The sequence below is a fragment of the Moritella sp. Urea-trap-13 genome (genome assembly GCF_002836355.1).
Lineage (GTDB): Bacteria > Pseudomonadota > Gammaproteobacteria > Enterobacterales > Moritellaceae > Moritella.
Genome location: NZ_PJCA01000038.1, coordinates 158,019 through 176,063, shown reverse-complemented (window position 1 = coordinate 176,063; position 18,045 = coordinate 158,019). Strand labels below are relative to the sequence as shown.

The 18,045-nt window shown below is 34.4% G+C and carries 16 protein-coding genes and 1 pseudogene; 16 read left to right on the top strand and 1 reads right to left on the bottom strand.

The annotated features are described in order from the left end of the window. Positions 1–84: 84 nt before the first annotated feature. The 4 genes from hpt to CXF93_RS18770 all read left to right on the top strand — a co-directional run bounded on the left by hpt (position 85) and on the right by CXF93_RS18770 (position 3,578). Positions 85–618 carry a hypoxanthine phosphoribosyltransferase gene (gene hpt, locus CXF93_RS18785; protein ID WP_101064040.1) on the top strand — a complete coding sequence of 178 codons (534 nt, stop codon included), beginning with the start codon at positions 85–87 and terminating at the stop codon, positions 616–618. A 264-nt stretch (positions 619–882) separates the two neighbouring features. Then, positions 883–1,809, top strand: a complete 927-nt coding sequence (locus CXF93_RS18780) for an ABC transporter ATP-binding protein (RefSeq protein ID WP_101064039.1) — start codon at positions 883–885, stop codon at positions 1,807–1,809. Positions 1,810–1,999: 190 nt separating this feature from the next. Then, the gene (locus CXF93_RS18775; RefSeq protein WP_101064038.1) at positions 2,000–2,770 is read left to right on the top strand and encodes an ABC transporter permease; all 771 of its coding nucleotides are present in this window, start codon (positions 2,000–2,002) and stop codon (positions 2,768–2,770) included. A gap of 109 nt (positions 2,771–2,879) precedes the next feature. After that, entirely contained in the window at positions 2,880–3,578 is a 699-nt protein-coding gene (locus tag CXF93_RS18770; RefSeq protein WP_101064037.1) for a tRNA (guanosine(46)-N(7))-methyltransferase TrmB, read from the top strand. A gap of 453 nt (positions 3,579–4,031) precedes the next feature. On the opposite strand, the gene CXF93_RS22150 is transcribed toward CXF93_RS18770, so the two are convergent. Further along, on the bottom strand, positions 4,032–4,247 hold the full coding sequence (locus CXF93_RS22150; RefSeq protein ID WP_101064036.1) for a hypothetical protein: 216 nt from the start codon (positions 4,245–4,247) through the stop codon (positions 4,032–4,034). 264 nt (positions 4,248–4,511) lie between these two features. Between CXF93_RS22150 and CXF93_RS18760 the strand changes: the two genes are divergently transcribed. The 12 genes and pseudogenes from CXF93_RS18760 to CXF93_RS18705 all read left to right on the top strand — a co-directional run bounded on the left by CXF93_RS18760 (position 4,512) and on the right by CXF93_RS18705 (position 18,034). Further along, positions 4,512–5,720: a polysaccharide export protein gene (locus tag CXF93_RS18760; protein ID WP_101064035.1), complete on the top strand. Its 1,209-nt coding sequence runs from the start codon at positions 4,512–4,514 to the stop codon at positions 5,718–5,720. A gap of 56 nt (positions 5,721–5,776) precedes the next feature. Further along, positions 5,777–6,208 (top strand): protein tyrosine phosphatase, encoded by a 432-nt coding sequence (locus CXF93_RS18755; protein ID WP_101064034.1) that lies wholly within the window; start codon positions 5,777–5,779, stop codon positions 6,206–6,208. A 121-nt stretch (positions 6,209–6,329) separates the two neighbouring features. Next, positions 6,330–8,528, top strand: coding sequence for a polysaccharide biosynthesis tyrosine autokinase (locus CXF93_RS18750; protein WP_101064033.1), 2,199 nt, complete (start codon positions 6,330–6,332; stop codon positions 8,526–8,528). Positions 8,529–8,809: 281 nt separating this feature from the next. Then, positions 8,810–9,690, top strand: a pseudogene (locus CXF93_RS18745) (IS5 family transposase). A gap of 154 nt (positions 9,691–9,844) precedes the next feature. Continuing rightward, the gene (locus CXF93_RS18740) at positions 9,845–10,366 is read left to right on the top strand and encodes a hypothetical protein (protein WP_101064032.1); all 522 of its coding nucleotides are present in this window, start codon (positions 9,845–9,847) and stop codon (positions 10,364–10,366) included. 19 nt (positions 10,367–10,385) lie between these two features. Beyond that, entirely contained in the window at positions 10,386–11,852 is a 1,467-nt protein-coding gene (locus CXF93_RS18735; protein WP_101064031.1) for a lipid II flippase MurJ, read from the top strand. Next, a complete protein-coding gene (locus CXF93_RS18730) occupies positions 11,839–12,951 on the top strand; it encodes a glycosyltransferase family 4 protein (RefSeq protein ID WP_198551708.1) in 1,113 nt (370 codons plus the stop codon). The genes CXF93_RS18735 and CXF93_RS18730 overlap by 14 nt, the downstream gene beginning before the upstream one ends. Positions 12,952–12,953: 2 nt before the next feature. Beyond that, entirely contained in the window at positions 12,954–14,114 is a 1,161-nt protein-coding gene (locus tag CXF93_RS18725) for a hypothetical protein (protein WP_101064029.1), read from the top strand. Beyond that, positions 14,086–14,661: a serine O-acetyltransferase gene (locus tag CXF93_RS18720; RefSeq protein ID WP_101064028.1), complete on the top strand. Its 576-nt coding sequence runs from the start codon at positions 14,086–14,088 to the stop codon at positions 14,659–14,661. The genes CXF93_RS18725 and CXF93_RS18720 overlap by 29 nt, the downstream gene beginning before the upstream one ends. Next, positions 14,654–15,751 (top strand): glycosyltransferase family 4 protein, encoded by a 1,098-nt coding sequence (locus CXF93_RS18715; RefSeq protein ID WP_157824467.1) that lies wholly within the window; start codon positions 14,654–14,656, stop codon positions 15,749–15,751. Before CXF93_RS18720 ends, CXF93_RS18715 begins: the two co-directional genes overlap by 8 nt. Beyond that, positions 15,744–16,847: a glycosyltransferase family 1 protein gene (locus CXF93_RS18710; protein ID WP_101064026.1), complete on the top strand. Its 1,104-nt coding sequence runs from the start codon at positions 15,744–15,746 to the stop codon at positions 16,845–16,847. Before CXF93_RS18715 ends, CXF93_RS18710 begins: the two co-directional genes overlap by 8 nt. A gap of 2 nt (positions 16,848–16,849) precedes the next feature. Further along, positions 16,850–18,034 (top strand): glycosyltransferase family 4 protein, encoded by a 1,185-nt coding sequence (locus tag CXF93_RS18705; RefSeq protein WP_101064025.1) that lies wholly within the window; start codon positions 16,850–16,852, stop codon positions 18,032–18,034. Positions 18,035–18,045 lie beyond the last annotated feature (11 nt).

Below are 18,045 nucleotides of genomic sequence, written 5' to 3'. Positions count from 1 at the left end.
AGATGTTATTCTTGAATTATAAGATAACCCTATTTTTGATTGCAATTACTGCCTGCAGTACTGTAATCGTTTGGAGAAATTAACATGAAACACACTGTTGAAGTGATGATCACTGAAGCTGATATTCAAGCAAAAGTAAAAGAGTTAGCGGCACAAATTGAAACGCATTATAAAGATACTGATACGCTAATCATTGTTTGCTTATTACGTGGTTCGGTTATTTATATGTCGGATCTGTGTCGCCACATTAATTTACCGGTTGAATTAGATTTCATGACTGCATCAAGCTACGGTAATTCAATGGAAAGTAACCGTGATGTGCGTATCTTAAAAGACTTAGACAGCGACATTAAAGGCAAAGACGTACTTATCGTTGAAGACATCATTGATACTGGTTTCACGTTAAGCAAGATCAAAACCATGTTAGAACTGCGTGATCCTAAATCAATCACTATCACAACGTTACTAGATAAACCGTCTCGTCGTGAAGTTGCTGTACCAGTTGATTGGGTTGGTTTTGAGATCCCTGATGAATTCGTAGTTGGTTATGGTATTGATTACGGTCAAAAATACCGTAACTTACCTTACGTAGGTAAAGTTGTACCGCTAGAAGGCTAAGTTCTACTGTTAAGAGTAGTTCTAGTACTTGCTATTCGAGTCGATTAAAGACGTTCAGCCCGCCGTAAATACATCCTTGTAGGCTTGGGCTGGCATCCCTGCCAGCAACTGCTGATCTTACTTTAAACGACTCTCTTTTATTATCATCGTTCTGCACTTTAAGTTTTAGAGTCGGATTACATGATGAGTTAATACTTCACCCTCGCATTTCTACGCTATTCCAGTATAATTCAGCTCCCATTCTTGATTAGGTTTGTTCATCACATGACGTTAGCACTGGAAATAAAAGGGCTGCAGAAGACGTATTCTGGCGGAGTTCAAGCGGTAAAACGCATAGACCTGACTGTCGAAAAAGGCGATTTTTATGCGCTGTTGGGGCCTAACGGAGCGGGTAAGTCGACGACTATCGGCGTGATGAGTTCACTGGTGAATAAAACCGCAGGGCAAGTTAAAATCTTTGGTTTTGATATTGATACTGACCTTGAAGCGGCAAAGAGCCATATTGGTTTAGTACCGCAAGAATTTAATTTTAATCCGTTTGAAAAGATTGAAAACATTATCGTCAATCAAGCGGGTTATTACGGCGTACCACGTAAAGAAGCCTTGGTACGTTGTGAAGCGTTATTAAAACAGTTGGAGTTATGGGATAAACGCCATGAAGCGGCGCGTAATTTATCTGGTGGTATGAAACGCCGATTAATGATTGCGCGGGCGTTAGTACATAATCCACAATTACTTATTCTAGATGAACCGACTGCGGGCGTTGATATTGAATTGCGCCGTACTATGTGGGAGTTCTTGCAACGTAAGAATGAGCAGGGCATTACTATTATCCTGACTACCCATTATTTAGAAGAAGCGGAAATGCTGTGCCGTAATATTGGCATTATTGATAAAGGCCTATTAATTGAGAATACTTCGATGAAATCGCTGTTATCGAAACTCAATAGTGAATCCTATCTATTGGATGTTAATAGCCAATTAATTAAACCTGAATTAGACGGTTACAGCTGTCGATTATTGGATGCGCATACTTTAGAAGTGGATGTTGCTAAGGGCCGTGGTTTGAATTCGTTATTCGTGCAATTGGCGGCGATGGACATTCAAGTGCAAGGTATCCGTAATAAAGAGAATCGTTTAGAAGCGCTGTTTATGGATATAGTGGAGCAGGGGCGGGGAAAACAAGCGTAATACTTGTTTGTTCCACGAATTGATTAAAGACGAGAGCTCGCCGTAAACCCATCCATGGGGGCTTGCGTTGGCATCCCTGCCAACAACAGCTCTCTTTCTTTAATTAATTCGTTATTTTTGGAGATAGTGCTAGGCTGTCTGCATCGTATTAAGAGTTAGTTTTCACCGATATTTTAGTAGGTTAGTTAAAATGAAACAAAATTATTTAATTGCGTTTAACAGTATTTTGAATAAAGAGATCACCCGTTTTACCCGTATTTGGGTGCAAACTTTAGTGCCGCCAGCGATCACTATGTCGTTGTACTTCGTGATCTTCGGTAATCTCATCGGTTCTCGCGTGGGTCAGATGGACGGTTTTAGCTATATGGCGTTTATCGTACCGGGTTTGATCATGATGTCGGTGATCACCAATTCATATTCCAATGTCGCTTCGTCGTTTTACAGTGCTAAGTTTCAAGGTAATATTGAAGAATTGTTAGTATCGCCAGTACCTACGTATATCATTATTGCAGGTTATGTCGGCGGTGGTGTTGCCCGTGGTTTGCTGGTGGGCTTTATTGTTACCTGTGTATCGCTGTTCTTTGTACCATTACAAATTCACAGCGTACTGGTGATCATCACTACGTTATTACTGACTTCTATTTTATTCGCGTTAGCGGGTTTATTAAATGCCATCTTTGCAAAAAGCTTTGATGACATTTCAATTATCCCGACGTTTATATTAACGCCGTTAACCTATCTCGGTGGGGTGTTTTATTCAACATCATTGCTACCACCTGTATGGGAAACTATTTCACACGCCAATCCAATTATCTACATGGTCAGCGCGTTTCGTAATGGTTTCCTAGGCATTGAAAATATTCCATTATTCTATTCATTTGCTGTCATTATAGGTTTTATCGCTGTGTTATATACACTGGTATATCGCTTGATCAGTAAAGGTGTTGGTTTAAGAAGTTAATAGCGCGTGCTCTCTCTAGCTCCTCCCCTACTTTTTATTGATAAAGAATAAGGGGGAGGTTGCGAGGGGCTCAGCTCTTATCACTAATATTTAAAAATCGGTAACAAAAATGAACACTCAACAAACAGAACAAGATGACGCTATGGGTAACTCTCGCGAGATCACCACTAACCAAACAGGCTTGAACGAGCACTTAGACGAAGTGGTACTAAAGCATTTAGCCCATAAATTCCGTAAGCCATACCGTCAGCATACCGTTGAAGCGTTTGCACAGATGCAAGCGATCGTCGCGGCTGATCCTCGTCCTATTATCTTTGATTCATGCTGTGGCGTGGGTGAAAGTACCGCGAAGATCGCACAGCTGCACCCAGACTGTTTAGTGTTTGGTATGGATAAGTCGGCAGACCGCTTGGAGCGTAACGATCAGCATCGTCATGCACATCAAGTGGACGGCCAGGTTTATCACTTATTCCAAGTGGATTTAAACGATCTATGGCGTTTAGCTGTGGATGCGGGTTGGCAGTTACACAAGCATTATATCTTGTATCCAAACCCTTGGCCAAAAGCCAAGCACCTGCAACGTCGTTGGCATGGTGCGGCGGTATTCCCGTCTATTATTGCTTTGGGTGGTGAATTGGAGTTACGTAGTAACTGGCCACTGTATTTACAAGAGTTTCAGCGTGCGTTGGAATTGGCTAAAGTGGATAGTAAGTTACAGACTTATACCGCAGATGAAGCTACAACCCCGTTTGAACGTAAATATTGGGCAAGTGGTCAAACCTCATGGCAATTAGTCGCTAATTTGTAATTAATTTTCCCGACCCGACGATACTTACATTTGCTTACAGTTTTAAAAGGCGCAGTTTGGTATTTTAATTAATACACTGCGCTTTTTTGATGTTAAGGCGTGTAAGTCGTCATATTTTAAATGTTTTTTGAGTTAATTATATTTAATGCTTAATCATGATTATTGGCTTATTTGACTGGAAGGCGAGATTCTAGATATCAATGCTGATATTATTTTATCACTAACAATTTGATTATCTATTATGGAGTAGCTAAAGCTCTTGATCAATGTAATTGATTGTGCGAATATTGCAGCGTTTTTGAGTGTTAATAGAAAAGTAATAAGATAATAAATCACTGTTTATAGTATTTTATAGAGTTGTTAACAGTGATTTATTATGCTTTATAATTTAATGAGTTATCGGTCTTGGGGTACTGCAACCCTAGGGCGGTAGCGTGCTTTTTGTGGTGTGAACTATTTGTTTTTGGTTAAATATTTGCGTTTATAATCAGATGCACGTGCAAATATAACCACAGAGACTAACGTGAAAGCGATGCCGTTTGCATAGACGAGTTGCTCGTTTTCGATTAACTGATAAAGACTAACTAGCATCACCAAGATAACAATCATCAGATTGATATTGTGTAGCCCTGAGTGGTTGTTAGTAAAAATGGCATAACGTCGGAACATGATAATGTTTTACTCTGTAGTTGCATTGCCAATCGCCTCATTAATTATATTTTTAATGACTAACAATGTTAGTTTGAGGCTGTTGTTACATATACGAAAATATGTATATGGTTAACCTAACACATCTACATCGTACAGAATAAATAAAAAATAGAAATTAACACCTAAAAATGTGACCGGTATCTTGTTACCTTGTTCATTTTAGTTATTTCCTCATCATCGGGGTATAATCCCGCCACTTTAAAAGATGTAACTCTGGAACCTATGAATCATTATAAAAAATTATTGGTGGCTGCGGCCTTACCTATAATACTAGCGGGTTGTACCGTGCCAGGCTCTTATTTAAATGTAGATAGTTTAAATATAGATGATAAAAAGACAAGTGCAAATGATGATAGTTCAGAAAACGTTGATATTTTAGATCGCGTTAATTTATACCCATTAACAGCAGATAAAATGGCGACCTATAAAGCGCCACGCCAAAGTGCGCAGATTAACCCAGCATTAGATGCCAAGCTAGCGGCGTATGAATACCGCGTTGGTGCTGGTGATATTTTAAATGTCACTATTTGGGACCACCCTGAATTGACCATTCCAGCAGGTTCTTACCGTAGTGCCAGTGAATCAGGTAACTGGGTACACGCAGACGGTACTATTTTCTATCCTTATATCGGCTTTGTTCAAGTTGCAGATAAAACGGTAGTTGAAATTCGCGCCATGTTAACCACAAAGTTAGCCAAGTTTATCGAAACCCCACAAGTAGACGTGAATGTTGCCGCATTCCGCTCTAAAAAAACCTACATCACAGGTGAAGTGAACAAACCCGGTCAACAATTTATTAGCAATGTGCCATTAACAGTATTGGATGCGATTAATAGTGCAGGTGGTTTAGCTGAAGACGCAGATTGGCGTAATATTACTTTAACGCGCCAAGGTTCTGAACAAGCGCTGTCGTTATATGCCTTGATGCAACGTGGTGATTTAACGCAAAATCGGTTATTAATGCCGGGTGATATTGTCCATGTGCCACGTAACGATGGCCAAAAAGTATTTGTCATGGGTGAAGTTAACGAACCTAAACTATTGAAAATTGACCGTGCGGGTATGAGTCTGACGGAAGCACTAAGTAGCGTGGGTGGTATTAACCAGCTGGCTGCCGATGCGACTGGTATCTTTGTGGTTCGTGCTAACCGTGCAGTTGAAACTGACAGCTCTGATTTAGATAACTCAGGAACAACCGAAAATGAATCTGAGCAATCAAACCGCAATACCATTGCTGATATCTATCAATTAGATATTACTAATGCAGCTGCATTGGTGATTGGTACCGAATTTGAATTACAACCTTATGACATAGTTTATGTCACAGCGGCGCCTATTACCCGTTGGAACCGTGTTATCGGTCAAATACTACCAACTATTTCAGGCTTTAACGATCTTACTGAAGGTGTTAATCGCGTTCGTACTTGGTAATCAATCAGTCCTGAATTGAAGTATTAATCGAAGGTTATGAATTAAAAGGGTTTACTATGTTTAATAATATTTTAGTGGTGTGTGTGGGTAATATTTGTCGCTCACCCTCTGGCGAGTATTTACTTAAGTCACTATTACCGAGCAAGAACATTGAATCAGCGGGTGTTGGCGCTTTAGTAGGTAAACCTGCAGATAAACAGGCTTGTCAGGTCGCTGAAGAACACGGCATTAGCTTAGCGGGTCATCAAGGCCGCCAGCTAACGTCTGCATTGTGTCGTGAGTTTGATTTGATTTTAGTGATGGAACAAGGTCATATCAATGCGGTGACTAACATTGCCCCTGAAGCCCGTGGTAAAACCATGTTGTTTAGCCAATGGTTGCAAAAACAAGATATACCTGATCCGTATCGCCAAAGTAAAGAAGCGTTTGATCATGCTTATAAGCTCATTGAAGCTTCAGCTAAGGCTTGGGCGCTGAAGTTAAGTTAAAAGCAGCTAAGAGTCATTAGGTTAATAACAGCTAAGAGCAATTAAGTTGATAGAGCTAAGCTAAAAGCAGTTTGGTAAATAGACAAAAGCTAAATTTAAATATTGGAATTAGATAATAATTATGAGCAGTAATACTCTTAATCAAACGAACAAACCGCAGCAGTCAAACAGCGATGCTGACGAAATCGATCTCGGAAAATTATTCGGTATCTTACTCGACGCGCGTTGGAGCATTATCGCTGTTACTTTTATCTTTGCGATATTTGGTGTCAGCTATGCGTTATTAGCCACGCCGGTTTACAAAGCCGATGCGTTGATCCAAGTTGAACAAAAAAGCAGTGGCATGTCGGCACTGGTTGGCGACATGGGCGACATGTTTTCCAGTGAATCGTCTGCAACGACCGAAGTTGAGATCATTAAATCACGTATGATCTTGAGCCAAACAGTTGAAAAGTTAAATTTAACTACGCTTGCAGCACCAACCTATTTACCGGTTATTGGTAAAGGCTTAGCACGCATGGGCGGTCAACAAAATGACATTGCTATTAGTCGTTTTGAAATTCCAAGTTACGCTTCTGCCTATGCTAAATCTGCATTTAGTTTGATCATTGATGATGCCAGTAAAGGTGCTTATTCGTTATATAACGCTGATGAGCGTAAAGTATTATCAGGTGTCGTGGGTGAATTAGCGCAAAACAATGATTACCGTTTATTTGTACAGGTATTAGTGGGTAACACTGCTGATGAATTTTCTGTTGTTAAGCAATCTCAACTTGATGCGATCCAATGGTTACAACAGAATTTGTCGGTAAGTGAACGTGGTAAACAAACAGGTATTTTACAATTATCATTTAGTGGTGAAGATAAAGTTTTAATTGAAGCTATTTTGAATGACGTAAGTCAAAACTATTTTTTGCAGAATGTAGAACGAAATTCGGCTGAAGCTGAAAAGAGCTTAACGTTTTTACAAAGCCATTTACCAAATATTAAGACTGAATTAACCGCAGCTGAAGATACGCTTAATCGTTTCCGTCAAGCCAATGAATCGATTGACTTGGGGTTAGAAGCGGAGTCAACGCTAAAAGTCATGGTGGCATTAGAGTCACAGCTAAACGAGTTAACCTTTAAAGAAAGTGAGATTAGCCAACGTTTTACCAAAGATCACCCTGCTTACAAATCATTACTCGATAAACGTGAAGTTTTATTAACAAAGCAAAGACAGCTTAATGATCAGGTTCAACAATTACCGAAAACTCAACGTGATGTATTACGCATGAAGCGTGATGTTGAAGTGAATCAACAGATTTATATTCAACTGCTGAACAAGGTCCAAGAGTTGAGTATCTTGAAAGCGGGTACGGTAGGTAATGTACGTATTTTAGATACTGCACAAGCCTATAGTAACGCGGTTAAACCGAAGAAATCACTGATTGTGGTATTAGCGACATTATTAGGTGGCATGCTCTCGGTTGCAGTTGTGCTAGTACGTGCGGCATTACATAAGGGCGTTGAAAATCCAGATGAAATTGAAGCGTTAGGTTTACCGGTTTATGCAAGCATCCCAATGTCTGATTGGCAGGCAGAGATGGACAGCAAGCTTAAACAAAATAAACGTAAGAAAAAACTCGAATTGCATGAAACATTATTAGCAGAATCAAACCCTGCTGATTTATCGATTGAAGCATTACGTGGTCTGCGTACCAGCATGCATTTTGCCATGATGGAAGCGAAGAATAATGTGGTTATGATCTCTGGTCCTGCGCCTGGTATTGGTAAATCGTTTGTATCGGTAAACTTTGCTGCTGTGATTGCTAAAACAGGTCAAAAAGTACTGATTGTCGACGGTGATATGCGTAAAGGTTATTTACAACGTCATTTCAATCTTGACTGGGATTGCGGCTTGTCTGAAATGCTCTCTGGTAAGTTAGACACTAAAGACGTAATTAAAACATCAGGTATTGAAAATCTAGATGTTATTACGCGTGGTCAAATCCCACCTAATCCTTCTGAGTTATTAATGCACCCACGCTTTAGCGATTTTGTTGAGTGGGCATCAAGTCAATATGATTTAGTTATCATCGATACGCCACCGGTACTTGCGGTAACAGACCCAAGTATTGTTGGTGCGCTTGCGGGAACAACCTTGATGGTTGGTCGCTTTGGTCAAAATACAGTGAAAGAAATTGAAGTCGCACGTCACCGCTTTGAAATGGCTGGAATTGAAGTGAAAGGCTTTATTCTGAATGCTGTTGAGAAGAAGGCGAGTGCGTCTTATGGGTATGGTTATTATAACTATAGCTATGAGAGTGATAAGTCTTAGTTTTAAAGTCGGACCTATTGGTTAAATTTAAAGAGTTAGGCTAAATCAAGGTATTACGATGAAATAGGCTGTCTCAAAATGGAATTGAAGTGTCTCAGGGTGTTATCTAGTACTAATATTTAAAATTGAAATTATTCAATGCCATTGTGTTCAAAGTAAATAATAATTTTTTACTCTTGGATTGAAATATATGTTTCAGAGAAGCGTTGTTGACTAAATCAGGGAGCCTTTCGTAAATCTTGTGATCCGATCATTATCACGGATTTAAAAAGGTTCATCTGATGGGTAAGTCGAAGAACAAAGTCACAAACTGGCCAGAGTCTAATCGTGCGTTAACTCAACGTGGCTCAATTACATTTTGGGTAGACAAATATGGACTTGCACTAAACATTACGGAAAGCGTGGTCGATGATTTCAATTCTCTGATGTAATAGTGAAAGGTGTATTTTCTCTGCCATTACGCTCATTACAAGGCTTTATCGATTCCATTTTTTCTCTGATGAATGTTCCACTGCGTAGTCCTAATTATTCGAGTATAAGTAAACGAGCCAAAACGGTTGAAATAAAATATCGTAACCCATCGAGAGGTGCTATTCGACATATCGCCATCGATTCAACGGGCTTAAAAGTGTTTGGCGAATACGAATGGAAGGTTAAGAAGCACTGCCGTGAAAAGCGTCGAACGTGGCGCAAGTTATATATGGCGGTAGATGTTGATATTCATGAAATTATTTCTGCTTAAATGACGCTTGTTAATGTTGGTTACAGTGAAGTACTACCTTCGTTGCTTAACCCTCTACGTTGACGTATTTTAGAAGTCTCAGGTGATGGTGCATACGACACAAAAGAGAGTCATAAATACTTAAGAAAAAAATATAAAACCACTTACCGTATCACGAAAAAGTGCTAGATTGTGGGAACCTGGACATCCGAGAAATGAAGCTGTAATAGCACTTAAAGCAGGTGGACTGAAACAGTGGAAAGTCCATACGTGGCTACCACGATAGATCGTTATCGGAAACTGCGATGTATCGGTATAAAACGCTCACTAGCGGAATACAATCACTTCGGTTGTTACAACACTCAAGTTGTTGAAGCCAATGTCAAAGCGATCAATAACGTCGTTAGACTCGGCATTCCTGAAAGAAACATGAGTATTTAGACTTTCATAAATAAGCGAGATGATCAAATCTCTCGTTGATTCGATCAACAACGCCCTCTCGACTGAGGTGATTAAATTATCAAGATTAAAGATGGTCAAATGGTCTTAAGTAATTAACATATTTTTTTAATTACTTATAAAAAAGGAAAAGATAATGAGTTTTTTATCAAATATAAAATCTGACTTTCAAGTCAATAAGAATTTCATTTCAAGACTAGCTATATTAATTATAAGAACAGAGCGCCTACCATATATTTCTTGGTTGATAACACCCTTTAGAGTTATTTTATTAAATTTAATGATGAATTGTGAGATACCTAAAACGGTTAAAATTGGACGTTACTTTAGGCTACCCCATCCCTTTGGAATCATCATTCACTCTACAGCTGAAATTGGTAATTATGTCACAATTTATCAACATGTAACTATAGGCAGTAATGAGTTTATCAGCTTGGGGTGTTCAAGGAAGGCAAGCTCTATTGGTGATTTCACTTTAATTGGAGCTAATAGTTGTTTAATCGGAAAAATTGATATTGGTAGCAATGTAATTATAGCTGCAACAGAGTTAGTCTCAATTGACATAACATCAAATAGTTTTTATAAAAATGGTATTTACAAAAACAATATAGATTTAGCTAATTATAATTATAATAGAAAATCTATTTTAAATAAATAACCAAGGCTGTTACTGATACATGAAATCACTAATTTTACTTATTGTATTATCTATACTAGGAAAAGTAACTGGTTTATTTAGAGAGTTGAGTATTGGCATCATCTATGGTATAGGTGATGTATTTGATATGTATATATTGTCGATGATGCTCCCGAGTATTATATTAGATGTAATGAGTAGTGGTATTAATAGTTGTTATATTCCTATGCATCAGAAATACTACAAAAAAAAACCGAATGTGTTGATTGCAATTGGAGGCGTAACGTTATTTATTTCATTTGTTCTATCTGTAATGATTTATCTTTTAAATTTTGAGATTATAATTTTATTAAATTCTAATCTGACTGATATTAAAATAGATTATTTATATTTGTATTCTATTCCTGTTTCCATATATATGTTTTTTTATATAGTTTCAGAATTTTACAAATCAATATTGATTTGTAATGGAAAGGTTTCATACATACCGATAGTAACTAGTATATCAAACATTATGTTTATTTCTGTTCTGTATCTATTGTATATCAACTCAATAAATAGTGCCATTGCACTTTCTTATTGTATTTTTGCATTAATACAGATTTTTTTAAATTATTATATTTCAAAAGTTAAAATTATTAAATTAATTAAAAGTAATGGCTTTTCATATGGTGATTTGAAATATTTCATTAGTAACTATATGGTATTGTTCTTACCTGTTGCAATTGGTTCTATAAGTAATCAGTTAAATAAAGCCGTAGATAAAACAATTGTTTCAAATTTAGAGAATGGAAGTTTATCACAACTGTATTTTTCACAACAGTTGTATGCCGTTATGGTTGGCGTTTTTGCTGTTAATGTTTCATTGTATTATTATCCTAAAATATGTAATTTTATCAATAATCGCGATAATGTTTTATTGAATTCTACTATTAATCAATCAATGTATATTCTTTCTTACATATCAATAGCCTTATTAATAGTTATAATCATATATGGGGAAGCCTTAGTTGATTTAACCTTGGGGTATGGGAAGCTAACAGCTGAAGATATTTCAGTGATCACATTGTTTTTTTCTATTTATGCATCCGGTCTTATTTTTGAGTCTATATCTGCAATTAGCAAAAGAATCTTATGGGCATCTGGTGATACACGAACTCCAATGAAAATAATGCTGATTTGCGTTGGTATAAATGTAATTCTGAGTGTTTATTTATCAACTAAAATTGGTGTTTATGGCGTTATAATAGCTACTGTGATAACTAATTTAGTTGCCATGATTCTACTTATGATAAAGGTAAGTAAAATGGAAGGTGTGAATTACAATTTTATTTATCTTATAAGTCGTGATGTGTTTATGTTTTTTCCATTGATAACAATTTCCGTCTTATTTTTTGAGTCAGTATTTATTGAAAGTCAAGTTGTAGATATAATAATGACTATTGTTTTTATAATGATAGTTTCAGTTAAATTATATTATAAAAGGAATGAAATTGAAAATTTATAATTTTTTATATTTAAGTGAATGTAATGATATGGGTGGGGCTGAACATAGCTTGTTTAGGCTAATGCAGGGTATTAGCGACCTTGGGCACAATGTTATATTAGCATCGCCAAGACATGGTGTTTTAAAAAGAAAATGTAAAGATAATAGCATTGAAACTATCGATATAGAATTTCCTCAGTTAAAAGGTCAAGGGATTAAAGCTATTTTTAATATAGTTTCATTTTTATTTAAAATTAAAAAGATAATTAAAAATAATAATGTAGATATTGTTCATTCAAACACTGCGAGAACTAGGTTTTATTTGTTTTTCATTTCTATCATATTTAATGTGAAGACTGTTGCTCACGTTAGAGATTTACAAAAAAATAGGTTTGAATTTATTTTGTTATTTGTGATAAATAAAACAATTGCAATTTCAGATGTAGTTAAGAATATGATTCTTAGCAACTCATCTGGGATGTGTGAAAATAAGTTAATTAAGATATATAATGGAGTTGAAGATTTATCTGATTTCAATTCATTATTAAACTTAAGGACGAAACATAATATTTCTGAAAATGTTGTTTTGATTGGAATTATCGGAAGGATTGAAGACTGGAAAAGGCAAGATATTTTTATTGAAGCTGCAAATTTATTAGTTGAATATAAAAATGAGCTGGCATTTTTTATTGTCGGAGATGCATTCAGGGAAGAAGACAATGAATTTAAAGAAAAATTAATCAAGTTGAAATCGAAGAGTCCAATGAATATTATTATGACAGGGCATGTGGATAATCCTTTTGACTATTTGAAAAATTTTGATTTATTAATTTGTCCATCAGATAATGAACCGTTTGGGCGTGTCATTATTGAAGCTATGTCGATGAAAAAGAATATTATTTCAAGTGATAATGGAGGTGGAAGTGAGATTATAAAAAGCCACAGGCAGTTTTCATTATTTAAGGTTAATGATTCAAATGCATTAGCTAAATCCATTAATGAAATGTTGAGTTGTGATAGTATTGAAAAAATAGTTAATGATAATTATTTGAATTACAAAAATAACTTTTCTTTACAATCAAATATTAAACAAACTGAAAAAGTTTATGGTGATATTTGAAAATGGATTTTTTAGCTATAGTCCTATCTTCATATTTTATATCATCATTAATCCCCATTTCATTTCTAGGTATTCGAATATCCGATTTCTTGTTATTACTTAGTATATTCTTATTGATTTATAATTCGATTAAGTTTGGGGTTGCAATAAAACGTTCGGTGACAATAAAGTTTTTAATTGTTACATTTTTTATTATATTTGTTTTTATAAATTCAGCGTTGAATGATTTTAATGTAGCTAATCTAGCTAATCATGAGAGCCGTATATATAGCGTATTAAATTGGTTGATGGATGATCGAGATATAGGGTCATTTTTCAATTACGGTGATGTATATCGAAATACTCTTATATATCTTCGTTATATGTTTATATCAATATATTTCTTTATGGGTTACCAGTTGGCGATAAAGAAAAATTTTAAAATAGAGTATATTTCTAATCTATTATGTTTATGTTTGATTTTAAATTTATTATATTCTCTTTTATTTTCATTAGAATATCGAGTTAGTGGTTTTTTTGGTAATCCCGCTGAAATATCTTCTCTAGCTTTAATTTCAGTTTGTTTTATATTGTTTAATTGTGAAAGTAAATTCAAGTTAATTATACCTATATCTACAATAATTTTATCGGTAACACTTAGTGCGTATATGACATTGTTTTTTTTATTGATATATTCAATTAAAAAAAATAAATTAAAGACTAATAAATTTAAAACGAAGTTCGTTGTGTTGACTTCTTTAGTTTTATCCTTTTTTGTAGTAAATGAATCTATATATGAAATGATAGTTGTAACTTTGTCTGAACACATATATGTGGGTTCTTTTATCAATAGAATTAATATATGGTCCACTATATCTTATATCTTTGATACGGATGTTTATTTATACATAACAGGTTTTGGTGCGTTTCCATTATTTACTGATAATTTGTTTTGGTTTTTAACTAGTGGTCTAGGTGTAGCTGCGTTTGCAATTATGATTTTATTGTATGATTTTATTGGTCGTAGTGAATTGTTAAATAGTATTGTTATGGTTGTTTTTTTTCAAGGTGTATTATTTCCCGGTTTGATAATGCCATATTTTATCTCGTTGTTAATTTTTATAATAGGTTACGTATATATATCAGGAATTGAAAATGAAAATATTAAAAGAACTGAAATGTGATGTTTACAGATATTCGTATGGTAATGGTAATGGTAGTATATTTTATTTTATTTTTTTAATTCTTAGATCATTTTCTAAATTTGGTTTTTTAGCGTTGTTAAACTATAGAATTGGTAAAGAATTACGTAGAGTAAGTGCCAGAGTTATTTTTTTTAAACAATTGATCTGGATTATAACTGGTATCTCTAAAATGATTGTTGAAATTTTATTTGGAATTAGTCTTTCATACAATTCAAAACTTGGGAAAGGAATGTTAATTGCGCATTTTTCTAATATAATTGTTGGAGATGGCGTTGTCATTGGGGATGATTGCACCTTGCATCAAGGTGTTACTATTGGTGTTTCTGGTCGTAATGAGAGAGGGTTACCTACAATAGGAAATAATTTTTTTGCCGGTGCAAACGCAGTTATTGTAGGTTCCATTATAATTGAAGATAATGTGGTAGTTGCCGCTAATTCATTAGTATATAAAGATGTGAAATTAAACTCAGTTGTTAGTTCACATCGAATGTATGTTATCAATACAAGAGGAAGTCGTGGTGTGTAATAAAATAAAGGTCGCATTTTTGCATTCTAATTGTAAAGATTTCAGGTTCCCTGTATTTAACGGTCTTAGTAAAAATGAAGGTGTTGATATAGACTTTTTCTTATTAGATGAACCTTGTTCAAAACTTGATGATTTGACGTTAATTGACAGTGTTAGAATCCCATTATGTCAAGATTTGGTTATACCTTTTAATTTATCTAAAGAGCTTAATAAGAAACAATATGATGTGATAATTAGTACTGATTTAGGCTATGCAATTACATATGTTGGCTTTTATCATTCTATTCGTAATAAAATTAGATTTATTCTATGGAATGAACAGTGGGCTGATGTAATTCATCCTCGTAGGTTTATAACTAAACCTCTTGAAAGGTATATTGTTAAAAATTGCTATAAAATACTATCATTTGGTAATAAACAAAAAAAATATTTACTCGATAATGGTGCTGAATTAAGTCAATTGATTCATGCTCCAAATGTAGTCCCTTTATCGAATATACCTTTTCATGATGATTTATATATTAAAGATATAGCTGAATGTGAATATATCTTATGCTTTGGTAGATTAGTTAGCTTTAAAGGGCAGGCTAGTTTGATTAAAGCATTTAAATTAATATCAGATAAATATCCATTAAAGAAATTACTTCTTGCCGGAGAGGGTCCTGAATATAAAAAATTGCATGATTTAGTTAATAAGCTTGGTTTGTCAGGAAAGGTTATAATACCAAATAAAAAAGTATTAACTAGTCAAAAGTATAGTCTTTTAAATAAAGCAGAGATGGTTGTTTTACCTTCAATTAGAACTAGAACAACGGAAGCGTGGGGATTAGTCGTCAATGAAGCCGCAACTTTAGGTAAACCTATTATTGTAAGTGATCATACAGGTGTTGCTGACGATTTGATTATTAATAATGAGAGTGGATTAGTCTATTCTCAAAATAATGAAGTTGAACTTTATAAATGTATAGAACAGTACATTAATAATCCTACATTTTCTCTTCTTATGGGAGCTAATGCAAAGAAAAAAATAGAAGATTACTTCAATGTCGATGTGCTAATAAATAAAATATTGAGGTCTTTTGATGAATAATAGTAAAGTATTGTTATTATCTATTAACTCACCTTCAGAGTTGACTGGAGGTGGGCATTATTTCAGAACATTGATAGATGGATATTCTAAAAATGTAGAAACTCTTACAGTTATAGGTAAGTCGGATGGGAATTCGACTAGGAATACTAAAAATGTCAAATATAAAACATTTGATAAGTCGTTGACATCTGATTTTTTTTCTAGAGTTTTGTTGTCACCTAGTTTTTTGTTTTTTTATATATTGTCATTAATTAAATATATTAAGATTTCAGATGTTATAGCTATTCATTCTTCACGATTAGGTTTAATTGTCGGTTTTGTTCGTTTGTTTTTTCCAAATAAAAAAATAATAACTCATTTTGATAATAATGAATCTAAGTTATTGTTTTCAAGATTGAAAAAACCACAGGCTAATTATAGATATTTTATAGCCGTTGTTGATTTTTTGTTGATTCAGTTGTCTGAAAGATTATCTTTGAAATTATCTCATAAATTAACTTTTATTACCAAAAATGATGCTAGCTCGTTTAGTTGTTCAGACGTTTATATCATTCCTATATGTTTTGATAATATAAATTTTTCAAAGGAAATGGATGCAGGATATGTATTGTTTACAGCGTCATTTGATTTTGAACCGAATTTATTAGCATTGAGTGATTATATTAAAACAGCTGTAAATAATCCGAGTATGAAATTTATTGCTGCAGGTCGACAGTTATGTAATGTGAATTGTAAAATTCCAGATAATATGGTTTTTTGTAGTGATCCTTCTATGAATGAAATGGAGTTATTGTTTAAGGAAGCTAAATTCTATATTTCATGTGTGAATGTAGGTAGTGGGATGAAAACTAAAATTGCAGAAGCAATGAAATATCAAATACCTATTTTTGCTACGTCACACTCGCTAATCGGATATGAAGATGTGAAAGATAAATCATTTATTTTTGAGTATAGTACTATTGAAGATATAAATTCTGACACATTTGATATTTTATCTGCGAGAGTCAATAAGAAAGAAATAAACGATGATTATGTTAATTATTATTCTTACTTTCGTGTAAATGAAATTATTTCTTTAGTTTTATCGGATTTGTAATTATGAAAAAAATATTAGTTTTGACCCCTCGTTTTCCATATCCAGTGATCGGTGGAGATAGGTTAAGAATTTATGAATTGTGTAAAGAACTGTCTAAAACTTATTCTCTGACACTTTTAAGTTTATGTGAGACAAAATATGAAATGGAATTGAATACTCCAAATGACGGAGTGTTTTCTGAGATTCATCGTGTGCTTTTACCAAAACTTAATTCTTATGTTAATTGCCTTTTAGCGCTGCCAACAAAAAGACCACTACAGGTTGCATATTATAAATCTAATCAGTTTAAGAAATTAGTAGAAAAATTAGCAAAAGAACATGATCTTGTTCTACCTCATCTTATTCGAGTCGCGGATTATGTAAAGAATCTACCGAATAAGAAAGTACTTGAAATGACAGATGCTATTTCAATGAATTATACGCGAGCTTGTGAAACAAAAAATAATGCGGGAATTAAAGGCCTGATCTATAAGTTAGAAAAAAACCGTTTAAATAATTATGAGAAGGACGTTGCTACATTATTCGATCATAATATTTTAGTTTCACAGTTCGATAAAGATTTCTTATTTAAAAAAGGCACAGAAAGCTATAATAAAACGTTAGTTTGTTCTAATGGCGTTGATTTATCTACGCTACCTTATGAATTTTCGCTAACGAATAAAGAAGTAATATTTATTGGTAATATGTATTCAGCCCAAAATTTTGATGCTGCGATGTGGTTTGCTAAAGAAAGTTTACCGCTGTTAAGAAAACATGGCGATTATAAATTCAAAGTTATAGGCCGAATAAAACCTGACGACGAAAGGAAATTACGACGTTTAGATGGCGTTATCGTTACAGGAGCTGTAGATAATATTGTATCTCATGCTCGAGGTGGTATTGCCGGTATTTGTTCAGTTCGTTTAGCTGCTGGTGTGCAAAATAAAATTTTAGAGTATATGGCTTTAGGTATACCATCTATAACGACTAGTACAGGATTAGAGGGTCTTGAAGCTCAGCCCGAAAAAGATATTTTAATATCAGATAATCCTGAACAGTTTGTTTCTCAAATCATTAAATTAGAAAAAGATAGGGACTTTGCTCAAAAAATATCTATAAATGCATTTAGATATGTTCAATCTACTCATTCTTGGTCTGGGAAATTGAATCCAGTGACCACTGCAATAGAAAAACTTCTTCAAAATTAATTGGAATTTAT

Coding starts and splice junctions, on each gene's coding strand:
- hpt (WP_101064040.1), top strand. CDS start 85: ATGAAACACACTGTTGAAGTGATGATCACTGAAGCTGATATTCAAGCA.
- CXF93_RS18780 (WP_101064039.1), top strand. CDS start 883: ATGACGTTAGCACTGGAAATAAAAGGGCTGCAGAAGACGTATTCTGGC.
- CXF93_RS18775 (WP_101064038.1), top strand. CDS start 2,000: ATGAAACAAAATTATTTAATTGCGTTTAACAGTATTTTGAATAAAGAG.
- CXF93_RS18770 (WP_101064037.1), top strand. CDS start 2,880: ATGAACACTCAACAAACAGAACAAGATGACGCTATGGGTAACTCTCGC.
- CXF93_RS22150 (WP_101064036.1), bottom strand. CDS start 4,247: ATGTTCCGACGTTATGCCATTTTTACTAACAACCACTCAGGGCTACAC.
- CXF93_RS18760 (WP_101064035.1), top strand. CDS start 4,512: ATGAATCATTATAAAAAATTATTGGTGGCTGCGGCCTTACCTATAATA.
- CXF93_RS18755 (WP_101064034.1), top strand. CDS start 5,777: ATGTTTAATAATATTTTAGTGGTGTGTGTGGGTAATATTTGTCGCTCA.
- CXF93_RS18750 (WP_101064033.1), top strand. CDS start 6,330: ATGAGCAGTAATACTCTTAATCAAACGAACAAACCGCAGCAGTCAAAC.
- CXF93_RS18740 (WP_101064032.1), top strand. CDS start 9,845: ATGAGTTTTTTATCAAATATAAAATCTGACTTTCAAGTCAATAAGAAT.
- CXF93_RS18735 (WP_101064031.1), top strand. CDS start 10,386: ATGAAATCACTAATTTTACTTATTGTATTATCTATACTAGGAAAAGTA.
- CXF93_RS18725 (WP_101064029.1), top strand. CDS start 12,954: ATGGATTTTTTAGCTATAGTCCTATCTTCATATTTTATATCATCATTA.
- CXF93_RS18720 (WP_101064028.1), top strand. CDS start 14,086: ATGAAAATATTAAAAGAACTGAAATGTGATGTTTACAGATATTCGTAT.
- CXF93_RS18710 (WP_101064026.1), top strand. CDS start 15,744: ATGAATAATAGTAAAGTATTGTTATTATCTATTAACTCACCTTCAGAG.
- CXF93_RS18705 (WP_101064025.1), top strand. CDS start 16,850: ATGAAAAAAATATTAGTTTTGACCCCTCGTTTTCCATATCCAGTGATC.